Below are 16172 nucleotides of genomic sequence, written 5' to 3'. Positions count from 1 at the left end.
CGCTCTCTCCGCCAGCTCACTCAGCTAAAAACCGTTTGTTTTCAAAAAGTTCGTTGTGACTCTTGACTGCTCAAGATCGAAACATATCTCTTTCTGTGTAACAAACTGTGTAACATTAGAGTTGGCTAATGCGACGATCTGCGGCGTCAAGGCCGCACAAACGTGATGGCATCTGGTATCTCGTGCGGCGGGTTCCGAAGAAATTCGCGGCCTATGATCCGCGCGGCCTGGTGCGCATTTCCACTGGGGTCGCCGTTGCCGACGATCCGCGTGGTATACGGGCCCGGGACGCGGTGCGCAGCCTCGGCGCCGGGCTCGAGGCGTATTGGCGCAGACTTGGCGATGGCCAGTCGGCAGAGGCGGCGCTGCGCTTCGAGGCTGTGAGGAAGCGTGCGCGATCGTTCGGGGTGGCTTATCGGACCAATGAGGAACTGGCGGCGGGCCCTCTCGACGAACTCATGGCTCGCATCAAGCTGCTTCTCGATAAGAATGCAGTCGAGGACGCAAAGGACGTCTCTGCGGTGATGGGCGGAGAGCAGCGGCCAGCACTGCGCCTGAGCGGCCTTGTCAAGGAGTTCGAAACGATCGAGCAACAGACCCTGCTGGCCATGTCGCCAAACCAGGTAAAGAAGTGGCGCAATCCGAAGACGCGAGCGATCGCAAACTTGATTGGCGTCATCGGCGACAAAGAGATCGCTCGCCTGACACGGGATGATGCGGTCGCCTTCCGCGAGTGGTGGCAGAAGCGGATCGTTGGCGGTGGCCTCGATATCGGTACGGCCAACAAGGACATCGGCCACCTCTCCAAGATGCTGCGTGTCGTCGACCTCACCTATCAGCTCAAACTGGAGCCGGTTTTCCATCAACTGCGGCTCTCCGGTGCCGTCGCGGCTCAACGCGCGGCGTTCACGGCGCAGTTCGTGCAGGGAGAGATTCTCGCGAAAGGCGCACTGGACGGGCTGAACGAGGAGGCGCGCCATCTCGTCTATCTAATTGCCGACACCGGACTCAGGCTCTCTGAAGCAGCAAACCTCACCACGGAAACAATCCACCTCGATCACGAAATCCCGCACGTGCAGGTGCGCCCCAATGGGCGTCGGTTGAAGACCGATCATTCAGCGCGTGACATCCCTCTAGTCGGCTGCGCGCTTGAAGCGATAAAGCTCCATCCGGAGGGCTTCCCCCGCTACCGTGACAAGGCAGCCTCGCTTTCGGCGCTGGTCAATAAGGTGCTTACCAACAAGAAACTCCTGCCTACATCGGAGCATAGTCTCTATAGCCTACGACACACTTTTGAGGATCGACTAACGGCAGTTGAGGCGCCCGAGAAAGTTATCGCTTCCTTGATGGGCCACAAATGGATTCGACCGAAATACGGTGCCGGGCCATCCTTGGCCCAGAAGCGCGAGTGGCTGCAAAGGATCGCGTTCGTCCCTCCTGAAGGGGGCTGATGCCACGGTGCCTAATCAGCAGTTTTTTATGTTGTGCGGTTGCAGGTTCGATACTTGAAATCGATCGGTGTCGGACAGCTTCACGTATTTCGCGATGACGGGTTGACGTTAATTCCGCTCTCAATCGAAGTTTGGGGCGCATATCGCAGTTGGGCTATCGCTTTTGCTCCTGCGGGGCCCCCATTCTGGATCAGTTCGGCTAGCACGTGCCGGGCCCGGTCTCGGATCCCAAGCCGCCGCCGCGCTTCTTCAAGCTCATGCTCAAGCCGCTCGAATGTCGGCGTGTAAGTTTCGCCATGACGAACGACCAAATAGGCCGCAACAGCCAGAAATCGTTCGAGCTCTGCCAGCGACGTTAGAGAACCGGGAAATTCGGCGGCACGCGCCATGGTTTGGCTAGACCCAGTTTGGCGTTCGGCTATTCGGAATGCGAACCGGGTTGGCGCCGCGACTTTTCCGACGTGCCTGTAGCGGATAAGCCTTCCTTTCTTGCCTTAGCAAACGCTCGGTCGCTTTCTAGATACTCTGACAGCATGAAGGGGATCAGTTCCGCAACTGATTCCGATTCGCCATAGGTCTGGCGATATAGCGCCGCATAGTCCTTCAGCGCTTGGTTCAGCTCAGCGCTGACAGTGACGGTGACCTTGGAAGGTGTTCGGTCTGGAAGCTTTCCAAGTTTCAGGTTCGCCATGAGCCACTCCTAATCAACCCGCGTATGGCCGCAGCACAAGATCCTTGTGCACGATGACGCGCAGCGGCCAACCAGGGCGCACCGTAATTGTGGGTTGGATATTGAGGTTCTTTTCGGTGATGCGTTGGCCGGCTTGACTGACGTTCTGCTGAGTGGATTCTCGGATCGCCTTGACCAGGTCGCTTTCATTGTCCCCAAAGCTCAACTCGGTGCCGACACCCAGCAGCGTGGCTAGCGCAACGCCCTTGATCAGCTGCCAAGTATGGAAATCCACCTTGTCCTCAAGCCCCGCGTAGCCGGCAGTGTCCGTCGCGGGCAGGTTGTCGATTTCGATCGAAGAGCCATCGGGCAGCAGAACGCGTTGCCAGACCAGTAGCGCACGTTTTTGGCCGAAGGCGACAACGCTGTCATAGGTGCCGATCAGCCGCGAGCCTTGCGGAATGAGCAAGATGCTGCCGGTGACCGTGTCGTGCACATTCTCGGTGACCTGCGCGACGACGAGGCCGGGCAAGTCGGAATTGATCCCGGTGATGAGGCTTGCTGCGATCACGCTGCCCGCCATCAGTGTATAGGGCGAAGCCGGCGTTTGCAGCGCATGCGGATTGTAAATCCCACTCGTGCTCTGCTGGCTGACAAAGTCGAGCTTGCGCTGCTGATTGTTCTGGTCACCCTCGGTCGGCGCCACGGAAGCTCGCGCGCCACCCGCACCGGGTTGCGCAAGCGGTGCTTCAAACGGCGGCTGCGCTCCGTGCGCATTGTCGGCGACATTCGTTTCCCCAGGCCGGTTTTCGATCCGGAACAGGACTTGCGACTCGCGCGCCTCGATCGCCTGCTGAGCAAGCCGCTGCTCCTCGGCCGACGCCTCCTGCCCCGGCGCTATGCCAAGCTGACGTTGACGTTCAAGGATGGGACGGCCGAGGTCGCCGGGCAGAGGTGGTCCGAGCACAGGAGGCTTCGGCTTCATTCCGGAATAGTCCTTGGGAAGCGTGTCGAGTCCCTCGGCGGTTGGCTTGCGCTCAGTGTTGTGGAGGTCTTCCGCCTGCTGTCTGATGCGCAATGCCGGTCCCTGAAGCGCGATCACCGTGACGCCCAGAATGGCACCGGATCCGACAGCAGCGATAGCGATGATCACGCCGCGCCTGAAACGCACAGCACGACGGGGCGAAGCTCGCAATTGCAACTGCTCGGGATCGAGTTTCGGCGGAGCATCGGGTCTGGAAGTATCGGTCATGAGCGTTCCCCTTACCTGCTGGATCGCGCAAAGAGTGAAGTCCGCCGCGGCAGCTGCCGGCCGTCAGTCCTCGTGATGCGCACCACCTGCTGTTGCTTGGTGCCCAGGCGCAGTTCAGCGGCGGCGAAGAGGCGATCGACGATGTAATAGTTGCCGCGCATGCGGTAGTTGACGAGCTGGCTGCCGCCGTCAGCGCCGACGATGAAGAGCGGCGGCGCCTCACCCTGATCGATACGGCGCGGGAATTCGATATAAACCTTGCTGCCGTCATCAAAGGCGCGCGTCGGCCTCCAGGGCGGCGTATCGCCGCTAATCGAGTAGCGGAAGCGAATGTTCTCCAGCGCCAGATTCGACGCCACCGGCATCGCGGCCTCGGCCTGAGCGTTACGCTGGCGGAGCGCTATGATCTGGTCCTCGCTGTACGTCCAGGAGATCGCCGCCATTGCCGTCTTCTCGGTGCTTTGAAGCTGCAGATGATACGTCCGACGGTCCGTTGTGATAACGAGATTGGTGGTAAGCCCTGACGCGAAAGGTTTTACCAACACATGGGTGCGCTGATTGTCACCGGTGCCGCTGGCGGTATCGCCTATGACCCAGCGCACGGTGTCACCGGCCGACACGGCTGTCAGTTTCTCGCCCGGCTGTAGAGCAATATCGCTGACGCGCTCTGGCGCGGCATAGAGCTGGTAAAGCGCGCCATCGGTGAAGGGAAAGACCTGCACCGCGTTGACATAGCCGTACTTGGTGGGTTGCTGCGTCGCCGCCTTGTTGGCATCGGCGACACGTTCTTCAGGAGAGCGCTTGTCTTCGGCGGCGGCGACCTTACCCGGATTGGGCTGCAACTGGCCGGGTAGCGGCAACGGCTTTGGCACCTCGACGATCTTGACAGGCTTCTCCGGCACCTTCTCGATTGCCGCCGGTTCGAAGTCGGCAGCGTCATAGGAAATCTCGGGCGGCGGCACCGGCTTCGACGCGCAGGCGGAGAGGATGGCTGCGGACGCAGAAAGGATTAGCGCGTTACGGAACGATGGGACTCTATTTGTCATCGGCGGGCTCCTTTGGGAAAACGGATGTCGGCGCGGCGCTGTCGAGCTCGCGTGACCAATCGATGGCGTTGATGAAGACGCCGAGCGGATTGTTGCGCAGCTGGTCCGTATTGCTTGGTGGCCGGATCACGATGGTGAGGATCGCGGTCCAGCGCGTCGTGCTGGCGAGGCTGCCCCGCTCAAAGACCTGCTCGGTCCATTTGACCTGGAACGAGCTATCGGAAGCCCGGACTACGCTGGTCACCTGCACGGATATGCTGCGCGTGCCAATCTGACCGAAGGGGTCGTTCGCCTTGGCGTATTCGTTGAGGAAGAGCGCTGCCCGGTCGGTGGCAAAGTCATAAGCTGCCAGCCAGTTCTGCCTGACCAGCACTGGATCAGTGGAAACGGAACGGACATTCTGGATGAAGCGGCCGAGATGCCAGGCGATCTGGGCATCGGAGGGCTCGTAGTCTCGGACTGCCGGAGCAACGGCGCGCGCCTCGCCGAACCGGTCGACTTCGACGACGTAGGGCACAACCCGGCTCTGTGTCGACTGCCACACGAGTCCGCCGGAAAGTCCAGCCGCTAAGGCAAGACAACCGAGCGCCATCAGCCGCCAGTTCCTGGCCTGAACTCGAGATGAGCCGATGCGCTCGTCCCAGAGCTGGGCGGCCTTCTGGTACGGTGTGACCGGCTCGGGCGTCTTGCCGTATCGTTGAACGGGTCGCTTGAAGAGCATCTAGTCGTCCTTGTCGTTGAGTGAGGGATTGGCGCTGCCGCCCGGCTTGTCGCCATCTCGGACGGCCTGCGCGGCCGCATGGCGATGTGCACGGGCGTTCTGTTCGGAACGCAAGCGCCTTGCCCATGTCGGCGCGGCATTGGGGCCTGCGCCGGCAGTGCGCCCAATCATTGACGACGTTGGCGTACCGCCCGTCGCGGTCCATGCGGCTTCGCGCCCGGCATCGGCGTTGCGTCCGAAGGTTCCCGCAGCAGATCGCGCTGCCCGCATCGCGGCGCCGCCGGCGGCACCCGCCACGCCGTGCATACCGGCAGCCACGCCGGACATGCCGGAGTCGGATGAGGTTGCACGCCCGATCTGCCAAGCAGCGGAAGCAGCCGATCCCATGGTCGTGCCGGCACGGACTGCAGCGAGCCCGCCTCCGGTCGCCATGCGCGTTCCGGCAAACGCGGCGCCTCCGGCAACGAGCGATGCACCGGCTGCGGCTGCGGTGGTACCCAGTGCGGCGCCCGCGCCGAGCTGAGGGGCACCGGAAACAAGGCCCGAAGCGATCCCAGGTCCGAAGATGCCGAGCCCCAACAGCGCAAGCGCGCCCAACACCTGGGACATGGCGGCGGCCAGATCCGGCTCCTTCCCTTGCAGCGCGGAAGCAAACTGACCGAAGAGTGTGGAACCGATGCCGACGATGACGGCGAGCACCATCACTTTGATGCCCGACGAGATGATATTGCCCAGCACGCGCTCGGCGAGAAACGCCGACCGGTTCCAGAGCGCGAACGGGACCAGGGTGAAGCCGGCCAGCGTGGTGAGCTTGAACTCCAGGATGGTGATGAAGAGCTGGATCGAGAGAATGAAGAAGGCGATGATGACCAGGAACCAGGCCACGAGCAGCACGAAGATGGTGAGCGCGTTGCCGAAGATTTCGGGGAAGCCCAGGAGCTGGCTTGCCTGATCGAGCAGCGGCCAAGCGCCCTCGAAACCGGTGGCGGCGATGCGGCCTGGATGCAGGAGATTGTCAGCGGAGAGATTGCCTGAGGACGCGTTGATGCCGAGACCGGCAAAGGACCGATAGATGATGTCGGCGAGGCTCTTGAAATTGTTCAGGATGAAGGCGAAGACGCCGACATAGAGCACCTTGCGGATGAGGCGGCCGAGAATGTTGGGTTCGCCGCCGAACGCCCAGGCCAGACCGGCTAGCGTGATGTCGATGCCGATCAGGGTCGTGGTGAGGAAGGCGACATCGCCAGAGAGCAGCCCGAATCCGCTGTCGATGTAGCGGATGAAGGTCTCCATAAAGCGATCGATGACCCCGAGGTCGTTCATGCCGCCGCCTTCCTCGTCGTAAAGAGCTGGTGATCAGTTGCCGGGATAGGCCGTGCCGGTGCCCAGGAAGCGCTTCGTCATCTCGCGGGCGGCTTCCTCGGACTGGGCCTTGCGGGCGGCATCCTCGGCCTCAGCTCGAAACTGCGTCGCGAGCAGCGTCTGGATTTGCATCTGCTGCTTGGTCGAAAGCGCGATCAGCTGGTTGGTGGCCTGGCTTGCCTCAAGCGCACCTGCCGCGCCCTGGCTACGGTTGACGAGATCGGCAAGCAGGTCGCCGTCGCCGCGGACGTTCTCGACGATCTGCGACTGCACACCCATGGTCTGGCGGAACGCCTGCAGGGCGCTCTGCCAACGCTCGCGCGCGGCGCTTGCCACGTCGCTGACCTTGATCGTGGCGTCGTAGCTTTCCGGGTATTGACTGCGCCACTGGTCCTGAAGTTTGCCTAGATCAAAGCTCAGGCCGCTTGCCTGGTCCATGAGCCCATCAATGCGATGGAGCGCGCCGGTGAGTTGGCCCACGGAAGAGAAATCCAGGCTCTGAAGGTTGCGCGCCATGTTCTGTAGCACGGTTGCTTGGTTCTGAAGCGATTGGATCTGATTGTTGATCTGCTCCAATGCGCGTGCCGCCGACAGCACGTTTTGCGCATAGTTCGACGGATCGAAGACGATCAGGGCATAGGCTGGCTGAACATAGTCGGCCAAGGGTTTGGCGATCAGAGAAACTGTGATCAGGCTGGTGAAAAGGCGGCGTCCCATCATGACGATTGCTCCTTGTCTGGTTGAGGGAATTGCAGAAGAAGTTCGACGGCCCAATCGAGGCCGCGCGAATTCAGGAAGTGGGAGGCAAAGCCGTCCTGTCCGTGCTCGAACAGGACCCTGTCGATAAGGGTCTGCGTGGCTGGATCGGAGGCGCCACAAAGCGCGAGTGTGATGGGACCCAAGCCCAGCTCGAAGAGCCGGTTGCCGCGACGCGATTGGAGATAGTATTGCCGCTTCGGCGTGGCGCGGGCGATGAGGTCGATCTGCCGCTCGTTCAGACCAAAGCGCTCATAGGCCGCCCGCGCTTGCGGTTCCACGGCACGGTCATTGGGAAGGAAAATACGCTGTGGGCAGCTCTCGATGATTGCAGGCGCTATTGCAGAGCCGGCGACGTCGGCAAGCGATTGCGTGGCGAAGATGACCGACACGTTTCTCTTGCGCAGCACTTTCAGCCATTCGCGGATACGGGCGGCAAACAGCGGATTGTCGAGATAGACCCAGGCCTCATCAAGCATGAGCAGCGTCGGCCGTCCGTCGAATCGCTCCTCCAGCCGATGAAACAGATAGGAGAGCACAGGCAGCACAGCGCCTTGGCTGTGCATCAGCTCCTCAGTCTCGAAACATTGCACATCCGACAAGGCCAGCCGATCATCATCGGCGTCGAGCAACCGACCGAAGGGGCCGTCGAGCGTGTAGGGCATCAACGCAGACTTCAGCCCATTGGACTGAAGCAGGACCGACAGGCCGGTCAGCGTGCGTTCCTGCGCCGGCGCGGTAGCAAGGCTGGTGAGTGCCGACCAGATCGCCTCCTTAACTTCTGGGGTAACTGCGACGTTCTCATGGGCAATGAGGCCGGCGACCCATTCGGCCGCCCAGCTGCGGGCAGCCTGGTCGTTGATGTCGCGCAACGGCTGGAAGGAAAGCGCCCCGTCCGCGCCGAGTGCATGGTGCTCTCCACCCATGGCAAGAGTCGCCGCACGGGCCGAATTGCCTTTGTCGAAGAGATAGACCTGGGCGCCGGCGTAGCGTCGGAACTGAAGAGCGATCAGCGCAAGCAGAACCGACTTTCCGGCGCCGGTCGGACCAACGATCAGCATGTGGCCGACATCGTCGATATGCGTGGAAAGCCGGAACGGTGTCGATCCGCTGGTCTCGGCCACGAGAAGCGGCGGGGCGTCGGTCTGGGTAACCTTGGCGAGATGCTCGTTCGTTGCTGAGCCGGCCCATACCGAGGAGAGCGGCATGAGATGGGCGAGATTCAGTGTGTGAACGAGCGGCTGGCGAACATTGGCATAGACATGGCCGGGCAATGAGCCGAGCCAGGCCTCGACCGCATTGACGCTTTCACGGATCGTGGTAAAGCCGAGCCCATTGATGATGCGTTCGACCGAACGAAGTTTCTCTGCGGCGGCTTGGCGATCCTCGTCCCATACCGTCACGGTCGTCGTGAGATAGCCGAAGCCGACATGATCGCCGCCCAGGGCCTGAAGTGCTTCGTCGGCATCGAGCGCCTTGTTGTCGGCATCGCTGTCGACGAGCGGGACCGGTTCGTTGGTCACAACCTCGCGTAGGATCGCGACGATCGATTTGCGCTTAGCAAACCACTGCCGCCGCAACCGCGTCAGCGTCTTCGTGGCTTCGGTCTTGTCGAGCGGAATGAAGCGCGTCATCCAGCGATAGGCGAAATCCTGGTTGTTGAGTGCGTCGAGGATTCCGGGCCGTGTAACGTTCGGAAAGCCGAGGATGGTGAGTGTGCGAAGATGTTGCTCACCCAGCATCGGCTCCAAGCCGCCGGTAAGCGGCGCATCGACCAGGATGCCGTCCAGATACATCGGTGTTTCCGGCACGGCGACCGGATGGCGACGGGTCGAGATTGTGCCGTGCAGATAGGCCAGCGTCTCGGCATCGTCGAGGGCGCGCACCTCGGGCATGAAGCCCGACAGAAGATCCAGAACCCGGTCGGTCTCGTCTCGGAACCGCGCCATCTCCTGGCGCCAGTCTCTTTCGCCTTCTGAATGATGCGAGTCGACGAGCACGCTTTCCGCCCGTGCCTGGCTGTCCGGCGGTGGCATGAACAGCAAGGTCAGATGGTAGAGGCTTTCGAAATGCGCGACCTTGCCCTCGAAGGCCGCGCGGCGTTCTTCGTCGACCAGCCATGACGCCGCGTCGGGAAAGCGAGAATTCGGATAGCCCAGCGCTTCGATCCGCTCGGCTTCAACGAACAATGCCCAGCCCGAGCCAAGGCGTCTGAGCGCATTGTTTGCCCGCGCGCAGATGCCGACGAGCTCGGCTTCCGTCGCGCTTTCGAGATCGGGGCCGCGGAACCGAAAAGTTCGCTGGAAGCTGCCGTCCTTGTTGAGCACGATGCCCGGCGCAACAAGTGCGGCCCACGGCAGATGATCGGCAAGCCGGTCGGCTTTGCCGCGATATTCCGAAAGATTCAGCATGCAAGCCACCCCTTGAGACGAAGGTGGCGGACAAGCACTGTGGCGAAGTCCGGATCGCGCCTTGCGGCGAAGACCGCGAGTGTGTGGCCGGCAAGCCAGAGCACCAGCCCGGCAATCCATTGTTGCAAGCCCAGGCCGATTGCCGCGGCCACCGTGCCGTTGAGGATCGCGACCGCCCGCGGCGCACCGCCGAGCAGGATCGGGTCGGCCAACGCCCGGTGGACTGGAACCTCGAAGCCCTCGATATGCTGCTCGCCCGCGACCATCAGACGAGCGCCCCGCCACCGAAAGAGAAGAAGGAGAGGAAGAAGCTCGATGCCGCAAAGGCGATTGACAGGCCGAAGACGATCTGGATGAGCCGGCGGAATCCGCCTGCGGTGTCACCGAAGGCAAGGGTCAAGCCCGTTGTGATGATGATGATCACCGCGACGATCTTGGCGACCGGTCCCTGCACCGACTCCAGTATCTGCTGCAGCGGCTGTTCCCATGGCATGCCGGAGCCGGCCGCGTGAGCCGAGGCCGTAAGACAAAACGCGAGCGCGGTGGACGAAAGAAAGCGAAGCTTCTTGCGCATGAAGTGACCTTTCAAAGCTGCTGGAGTTGGGGAAGCGTGAGCGGGGCGACAGCGTAATCGCCGCTGCCGTCGAGACCGGTGACCTCGGCAATCGCGTCGATGCGGCGCGAGGATCCGCGCCCGGCGATGAAGACGATCAGATCGATGGCATCGGCTATGAGACGGCGGGGAACGGTGACGACGGCTTCCTGGGCGAGTTGCTCGATCCGGTAGAGGGCGGAGCGCGCCGAATTGGCGTGAACCGTGGCGATGCCGCCGGGGTGGCCAGTGTTCCATGCCTTCAGCATGTCGAGGGCTTCCGCACCTCGGACTTCGCCGACGATGATGCGGTCGGGCCTGAGCCGCAGCGTCGAGCGTACGAGATCGGCAAGCGTCACCGAGCCCCGTCTTGTCCTAAGCGCAACGCAGTCCTTGGCAGCGCACTGCAGCTCGCGTGTGTCTTCGATCAGGATCACCCGCTCGTCGCATTCGGCGACTTCGGCCAGCAGCGCATTGGCGAGCGTGGTTTTGCCCGAGGACGTGCCGCCCGCGACCAATATGTTGCGCCGCTCGCGCACCGCCTTCCTCAGCGCATCGGCCTGCAGCGGCAGCATGATGCGGTCGGCCACATAGTTGGCCAGCGTGTAGAGATTTGCCGCTGGCTTGCGAATGGCGAAGCATGGCGCCAGTACGACTGGCGGCAACAGCCCCTCGAAGCGCTCGCCCGAGGGCAGTTCGGCGCTGACGATCGGATTATCGGCATGCGCCTCGGCGCGCACATGGGAAGCGACAAGGCGGACGATGCGTTCCGCCTCGGATGGGTGCATGTGCACGCCAGTATCGACCAGGCCCTCTCCCAACCGGTCGAGCCGCAGCGCACCGTCGGGATTGACCATCACCTCGATGACCAAGGGATCGGCTAGGGCTTCGGTGATCGCCGGGCCCATGGCGGTGCGCAGCATTGCGCGGCGACGATGGTCGGCCTCCGGATGAGAGCTCATCCTTCCCCTCCCGCGCCATTGTCCTTGCCAAGCGACCGTTTCCCCGACGCGATCTGACGGCCGACTTGCTCGACGAATTTGTCGAAACGTTCCTGGGCGATCGCCTGTGTCGCCCTGTCCGGGACCGGCGTATGAGCATGAAGCGTGATCGAAAAGCGGATAAAAAGTGCGAGGCTCTCCAGGATCATCTCGGCATCGCGCCTGACATGAGCGAGGTCGCGGGAAAGACGGTCGAGCCTTACGCCGTAGCGCCGGTCGAGCTCGTTCTCGCCACGCCGCTCGATGAAGGCTTCGATCGCCTTCGCCACGATCGCTGATTTGGTCGTCGATGGATCGCGGCTAAGGTTGTCCAGCTTCTCGCTTAGCCCAGGCTCAAGCAGAAACTGATGACGGATACGGTGCGGCTTCATTTGGCTTGTTCCAACTGGCCGCACGGCGGGTACGGCGGCGGGAACAAGCATCGGCCAGATGCTCAAATTCGCTTATGGCTGTTATCTACGCTGAAGTACGCCGGTCATGGAGCTTCAGAAGCCGGGCACGATGTCCTTGTCGTCGCCCCTTCCCTCGTTGATGCCGTAGGCACGCGCGGCGGTAGAGATCCGATCCATGACGCGCTTGTCGACAAGTGCCTCACTATCGTCGTCGGCGGGCACGAACAGATCACCTTGATCGGGCTCCGGAGTCACGACGGCGTGTTCCTCCGGCAAACCCGGATGGCGCTGCTGTTGGATACCGCCCTCATCTTGAATTGCCGCGCTGGCGGTTTCGTTGTCGGCAGCAAGCCGGCGATCGACGCCGCGTACTTGTCCGGTCCAATCGTCCGGGCGCCACATAGGGCAGTCCGCGTAGGGACCGTCGTGCAGGACGGGCGAAGGCAGCACCCGCTCGGTGAAATTCTGATCTTGGTAATAGCGCAGCTTATTGGCGCGGATCGGCGGCAATCCCGATACCAGCACCAGTTCGTCCGATGGCGGCAACTGCATCACCTCGCCCGGCGTCAGCAGCGGGCGGGCAGTTTCCTGCCGGCTCACCATGACGTGCGAAAGCCAGGGCGCCAGCCGATGGCCGGCATAGTTGCGCATGGACCTCAGTTCCGTCGCCGTACCAAGTGCGTCTGAGATGCGCTTGGCGGTGCGCTCGTCATTGGAGGAAAAGGCAATCCGTACGTGGCAATTGTCGAGAATGGCGTTGTTTTCGCCATAGGCTTTCGAGATCTGGTTCAAGGATTGTGCGATCAGGTAAGCGCGAATGCCATAGCCGGCCATGAAGGCGAGCGCGGTCTCGAAGAAATCTAGCCGCCCGAGCGCCGGGAATTCGTCGAGCATCATGAGCAGTGGATGTTTGCGGCTCTTCTTTGGATCGCCTTCCAATCGCTCGGTGAGCCGCCGGCCGATCTGATTGAGGATCAGTCGGACCAGGGGCTTTGTGCGCGAGATGTCCGAAGGCGGCACGACCAGGTAGAGCGACATTGGTCGTTCGGCATCCATGAGGTCGGCGATACGCCAGTGGCAGACCGAAGTTGCCGCAGCCACAGTCGGATCGCGATAGAGCCCGAGGAAAGACATGGCAGTCGAGAGAACGCCGGAACGCTCGTTCTCAGATTTGTTCAGCACCTCACGTGCGGCCGAAGCCACTACAGGATGCACCTGAGGCCTGTCGGTGGCACCGAGATGGTTTGTCGTCATCATCCGCTGCAGTGTCGCTGCGAACGAGCGTTGCGGATCCGACAGGAAGGTGGCAACGCGGGCAAGCGTCTTTTCCTCCTCGGCGTAGAGCACATGCAAGATGGCCCCGACCAGGAGTGAATGACTGGTCTTTTCCCAATGATTCCGTCGCTCCAGCGCGCCTTCCGGATCGACGAGGATGTCAGCGATGTTCTGGACGTCGCGGACCTCGTTCGGACCTTTGCGCACTTCCAGCAGTGGGTTGTAGCGCGCTGACCTTGAGTCGGTCGGATTGAACAGTAGGCAGTACGAGAACTTCGACCTCCAGCCAGACGTCAGCTGCCAATTCTCGCCCTTGATGTCATGAATGACGGTCGATCCTGTCCAGGCAAGAAGCGTTGGGATAACCAAACCGACGCCCTTGCCCGAACGTGTAGGCGCAAAGGCCATGACGTGCTCCGGTCCGTCATGGCGAAGATAGCGATCCTTCAGTTTGCCGAGGAAAACGCCTGCCGACCGAAACAGCCCTGCCTTCTCGATCTCCAGTGTAGCTGCCCATCGTGAGGAGCCATAGGTGGTGACTAGTCCTCTCTGTCGTGCGCGCCAAAGGGAGCCCACAATAGCCGCAGCACACCCCAAGAACCCGCTTGCGCAGGCAAGCATGCCTGCTTCGTCGAAGATGTCAGGCGCATACGCGTCGAAATGGTACCACCATTCGAACAGTTTCCAGGGCTTGTAGATCGGCCAGCCAGCTGCGGCAAACCATGGTGCGCCGAGCTGCGGCTGATGGCCCAGCATGTGGGCGCACCACTGAGTTGCCGCCCATACGCCAAGAACGACGATTATGAAAACGACGGCGATCTGGCCAATCAGGAGCTTCGTAGGTGTCATTGGATGGTCCGCGTTCTACACAGGCGGACTAAGATCGCGTGGCTCGGCAAGACAGGAAATGCCCGCTACGTACGACCGGAGGGCGCGGGACGTGTTTTTGTATCTAGATCCCGCAACCTTCCGAGGCTGAAGAGCTAAATAAAGCCGCGAGACGTTTTATCTCGGAGGTTCACGTTTGCACGCGAGAGTACGTCTTGCCTTCGATCACGCGTTGCACCTGCGAAGTATTAAGCGCACCAATCCTATCAGCTATTTCTGCGATGGTGTGATTGTTTGATAGGTGCCGGATGGCCGCAACCTGTTCGACCGATAGCCGGGCTTCGCGTCCGCAAATCTGGGCGGTAGCCCAAGCATCGTCTTTCCACTTTTCACTTACCCAAGGTGCAGGCACACCCTTTCGCGGGTTATCGCGCATCCACTTCAGCACGAGCCTGTCGCGCTCGTCTGGGCTCGGTACGATGTGTCTGCCCAACATTCCGTTCTGGCGGAGATAGCGGAGACCTTCCTTTCCGCCTGGGATCATGTTCAAGCGCCGTTCATCATGCCAATGCCCTTTGACGAGAAACTCCTCCGTTGCATAGAGCGCTTCGATATCGGTCGTCACTGCCATCACCTTATGATGGATGTAGGTGATCCGGTGGCTCTCCAGTTCTTCCAAAAACCGCCGATGAAACCGCAGTGGGCTCCCGCTGTTGATCGCGCGGCGATGTTCATTCCATCTCGTCTGCCAACTTCGCGTTGTCACGCCGACGTAGAAGTATCCGTCGTCGGGGTAAGAGTTGCCTCGGCCGAAAATGTGTTGGTATAGGACATACGACTTTTTGGGCCATCCTATGGGCGCGAGCACTATCTTCGCCGGCACGCTGAAGACGGTGCTTGGCTTCTTGAGCCCCGGAATTTCAAGTGCCGTCCGTCCGAGACGCGCCGCTTCCAACAGGGCCGGATCTTCCACCACGTCGATGCGAATTACCGGTTGCAGCGCCAATTCATCATCGGCCAGTAGCTTTCCGGAGCGAAAGGGCATAGTCGGCGCCACCGATCGATGCCCTACCAACATGGTAGGTTGGGGCGGCATGAAGAAAGGTCTGTCTCCGAGTGCAATGAGCGAGAAAACGGGGATGAGCTGTCCTGGTTGAACACGCATCACACCCCCATGGGCGAGCGCCGACGTCAGCCACATCTTTCCATAGTCTGTGGCGCACCAAGACCGGAGGCGTTCAACGATCTCGTCGAACCGGCGATGCATTACCTTAGGGGCAAGGTGCTCCCACCAGAGACGATTTATCACCGGGTTATCCTTAGACCTCAGGAGCGCGCACGTCCGAGACGGAGACTAAGCTAGCTGCGCGTTTTCCAAAGTACGCATGAAATTTTCAGCTATGCGATTGCTCTCTATCAAAACGCCCAATTCTCTCATCGGCTTCTGTTCATTAGGGTCGACAGACAGCCAATTGAAGCTTGAAATGGCCAAGTGATCATTGTCCCAGCCCAGCACTTTGGCATGAATCCGCGGCTTGCTGACCGGCGTTACCTGAAAACCCTGTTGGGCATACTCTCTGGTGATGGCTGCCGCATCGAACCCGCTGAGCCTGCCAGCTGTTTTGCTATAATACGTAACAACGTCCAACCTCTTCTCGCCAAGCGCCGACAACAACGGAAAAATGGTAACCGCCTTTCCGGCAACGCCCAGCTGATGGCTTGTTACAAAAACCCGCTCTCGCGCTTCCTTCCGGGCGATCAATGGAACTTCGCTGTGATCACCGGTGTACAGCATTCGCATGCGGGCTTTGCGACCGCCTCTTTCGGGCAGGGCCGCTATCCGGCGGCTTAAAGTCGCGAAGTCTTGCGATGTATCGTTCCATACACCGAGCCGCGAATGGGCCATGATGGAAAGACAATTCGTGAGTTCTCCAAGAAGCTTGTAATCTCGCAATCGGACGGAAGCATCGAAACTCTCAAAAGATGAGGCCATCCAATTACATGAGCCAAGGAGCCCCACCCAGCCATTCGTGCGATCATCTGCCACTAGGAACTTCGCGTGTGAAGCTGTGCTAAATGGGTGAATGCGGATTAGATCGCGCTTGCCAGTGCCAGCGAGTTCCTTCTTGAGAAATTCGATCGCATTCTGGCTAGAGTTCATTTTGTCGTCGTCCTCCTCCTGCCCCCAAAATATGTCGATGCGCACTCCCCGCCCTGCGGCTGCGAGAATGAGCGGCAGCCGGTCTCGGGCATTTTCCGTTATAAAGGTCGAATGAACTACCACCCGCTCCTTCGCACCTTTGAAGGTCGCTTCGAGCACCTCGCGATGGCGCTTTCCGCCAAATATAAGGTCGCTTGGATCAAAACTCGCCATTCGAGGACTTGAGTCTGCAGTTTCTGACACGACCGCGGTCG

Annotated in this window: 15 protein-coding genes; 1 reads left to right on the top strand and 14 read right to left on the bottom strand. The window is 60.9% G+C overall.

All coding sequences use genetic code 11. The annotated features are described in order from the left end of the window. The first annotated feature begins 128 nt into the window (after window positions 1-128). Window positions 129-1451 (top strand): tyrosine-type recombinase/integrase, encoded by a 1323-nt coding sequence (locus AU465_RS34325; RefSeq protein WP_192257631.1) that lies wholly within the window; start codon window positions 129-131, stop codon window positions 1449-1451. Window positions 1452-1869: 418 nt separating this feature from the next. Here AU465_RS34325 and AU465_RS34320 read toward each other — a convergent pair whose 3' ends face one another. From AU465_RS34320 to AU465_RS34255, 14 genes are all read right to left on the bottom strand, one after another. After that, window positions 1870-2142: a DUF2274 domain-containing protein gene (locus tag AU465_RS34320; RefSeq protein WP_192257629.1), complete on the bottom strand. Its 273-nt coding sequence runs from the start codon at window positions 2140-2142 to the stop codon at window positions 1870-1872. Window positions 2143-2155: 13 nt separating this feature from the next. After that, entirely contained in the window at window positions 2156-3373 is a 1218-nt protein-coding gene (locus AU465_RS34315; RefSeq protein ID WP_192257627.1) for a TraB/TrbI/VirB10 family type IV secretion system protein, read from the bottom strand. 11 nt (window positions 3374-3384) lie between these two features. Next, on the bottom strand, window positions 3385-4419 hold the full coding sequence (gene trbG, locus AU465_RS34310; RefSeq protein ID WP_192257625.1) for a P-type conjugative transfer protein TrbG: 1035 nt from the start codon (window positions 4417-4419) through the stop codon (window positions 3385-3387). Continuing rightward, window positions 4409-5140, bottom strand: coding sequence for a conjugal transfer protein TrbF (trbF, locus tag AU465_RS34305; protein ID WP_192257622.1), 732 nt, complete (start codon window positions 5138-5140; stop codon window positions 4409-4411). The genes trbG and trbF overlap by 11 nt, the downstream gene beginning before the upstream one ends. Next, a complete protein-coding gene (gene trbL, locus AU465_RS34300; RefSeq protein ID WP_192257620.1) occupies window positions 5141-6463 on the bottom strand; it encodes a P-type conjugative transfer protein TrbL in 1323 nt (440 codons plus the stop codon). Window positions 6464-6496: 33 nt separating this feature from the next. Beyond that, window positions 6497-7222 carry a P-type conjugative transfer protein TrbJ gene (trbJ, locus tag AU465_RS34295; RefSeq protein ID WP_192182971.1) on the bottom strand — a complete coding sequence of 242 codons (726 nt, stop codon included), beginning with the start codon at window positions 7220-7222 and terminating at the stop codon, window positions 6497-6499. Continuing rightward, entirely contained in the window at window positions 7219-9669 is a 2451-nt protein-coding gene (trbE, locus tag AU465_RS34290) for a conjugal transfer protein TrbE (protein WP_192257618.1), read from the bottom strand. The genes trbJ and trbE overlap by 4 nt, the downstream gene beginning before the upstream one ends. Beyond that, window positions 9663-9935, bottom strand: coding sequence for a VirB3 family type IV secretion system protein (locus tag AU465_RS34285; protein ID WP_192257616.1), 273 nt, complete (start codon window positions 9933-9935; stop codon window positions 9663-9665). Before AU465_RS34285 ends, trbE begins: the two co-directional genes overlap by 7 nt. Beyond that, window positions 9935-10243, bottom strand: a complete 309-nt coding sequence (locus AU465_RS34280) for a TrbC/VirB2 family type IV secretion system protein (RefSeq protein ID WP_192182968.1) — start codon at window positions 10241-10243, stop codon at window positions 9935-9937. The genes AU465_RS34285 and AU465_RS34280 overlap by 1 nt, the downstream gene beginning before the upstream one ends. Window positions 10244-10254: 11 nt before the next feature. Then, window positions 10255-11223 (bottom strand): P-type conjugative transfer ATPase TrbB, encoded by a 969-nt coding sequence (gene trbB, locus AU465_RS34275; protein ID WP_192257614.1) that lies wholly within the window; start codon window positions 11221-11223, stop codon window positions 10255-10257. Beyond that, window positions 11220-11633 (bottom strand): CopG family transcriptional regulator, encoded by a 414-nt coding sequence (locus AU465_RS34270; RefSeq protein ID WP_192257612.1) that lies wholly within the window; start codon window positions 11631-11633, stop codon window positions 11220-11222. The genes trbB and AU465_RS34270 overlap by 4 nt, the downstream gene beginning before the upstream one ends. Window positions 11634-11747: 114 nt before the next feature. Continuing rightward, on the bottom strand, window positions 11748-13778 hold the full coding sequence (locus AU465_RS34265) for a conjugal transfer protein TraG (protein ID WP_192257610.1): 2031 nt from the start codon (window positions 13776-13778) through the stop codon (window positions 11748-11750). A 169-nt stretch (window positions 13779-13947) separates the two neighbouring features. Next, on the bottom strand, window positions 13948-14958 hold the full coding sequence (locus AU465_RS34260; RefSeq protein ID WP_210325389.1) for a GIY-YIG nuclease family protein: 1011 nt from the start codon (window positions 14956-14958) through the stop codon (window positions 13948-13950). 153 nt (window positions 14959-15111) lie between these two features. Then, window positions 15112-16172, bottom strand: a 1061-nt coding sequence (locus tag AU465_RS34255) for a phospholipase D-like domain-containing protein (protein ID WP_210325388.1), incomplete at its 5' end; no start/stop codon positions are given.

The organism is Mesorhizobium silamurunense (genome assembly GCF_014843905.1).
Lineage (GTDB): Bacteria > Pseudomonadota > Alphaproteobacteria > Rhizobiales > Rhizobiaceae > Mesorhizobium > Mesorhizobium silamurunense.
Note: the sequence above shows the minus strand (reverse complement) of the source record. Positions and strands in the feature narration are given on the sequence as shown.

Bases quoted from the DNA above. Each gene is read 5' to 3' on its own strand.
- AU465_RS34325 (WP_192257631.1), top strand. From the start codon at position 129: ATGCGACGATCTGCGGCGTCAAGGCCGCACAAACGTGATGGCATCTGG.
- AU465_RS34320 (WP_192257629.1), bottom strand. From the start codon at position 2,142: ATGGCGAACCTGAAACTTGGAAAGCTTCCAGACCGAACACCTTCCAAG.
- AU465_RS34315 (WP_192257627.1), bottom strand. From the start codon at position 3,373: ATGACCGATACTTCCAGACCCGATGCTCCGCCGAAACTCGATCCCGAG.
- trbG (WP_192257625.1), bottom strand. From the start codon at position 4,419: ATGACAAATAGAGTCCCATCGTTCCGTAACGCGCTAATCCTTTCTGCG.
- trbF (WP_192257622.1), bottom strand. From the start codon at position 5,140: ATGCTCTTCAAGCGACCCGTTCAACGATACGGCAAGACGCCCGAGCCG.
- trbL (WP_192257620.1), bottom strand. From the start codon at position 6,463: ATGAACGACCTCGGGGTCATCGATCGCTTTATGGAGACCTTCATCCGC.
- trbJ (WP_192182971.1), bottom strand. From the start codon at position 7,222: ATGATGGGACGCCGCCTTTTCACCAGCCTGATCACAGTTTCTCTGATC.
- trbE (WP_192257618.1), bottom strand. From the start codon at position 9,669: ATGCTGAATCTTTCGGAATATCGCGGCAAAGCCGACCGGCTTGCCGAT.
- AU465_RS34285 (WP_192257616.1), bottom strand. From the start codon at position 9,935: ATGGTCGCGGGCGAGCAGCATATCGAGGGCTTCGAGGTTCCAGTCCAC.
- AU465_RS34280 (WP_192182968.1), bottom strand. From the start codon at position 10,243: ATGCGCAAGAAGCTTCGCTTTCTTTCGTCCACCGCGCTCGCGTTTTGT.
- trbB (WP_192257614.1), bottom strand. From the start codon at position 11,223: ATGAGCTCTCATCCGGAGGCCGACCATCGTCGCCGCGCAATGCTGCGC.
- AU465_RS34270 (WP_192257612.1), bottom strand. From the start codon at position 11,633: ATGAAGCCGCACCGTATCCGTCATCAGTTTCTGCTTGAGCCTGGGCTA.
- AU465_RS34265 (WP_192257610.1), bottom strand. From the start codon at position 13,778: ATGACACCTACGAAGCTCCTGATTGGCCAGATCGCCGTCGTTTTCATA.
- AU465_RS34260 (WP_210325389.1), bottom strand. From the start codon at position 14,958: ATGTGGCTGACGTCGGCGCTCGCCCATGGGGGTGTGATGCGTGTTCAA.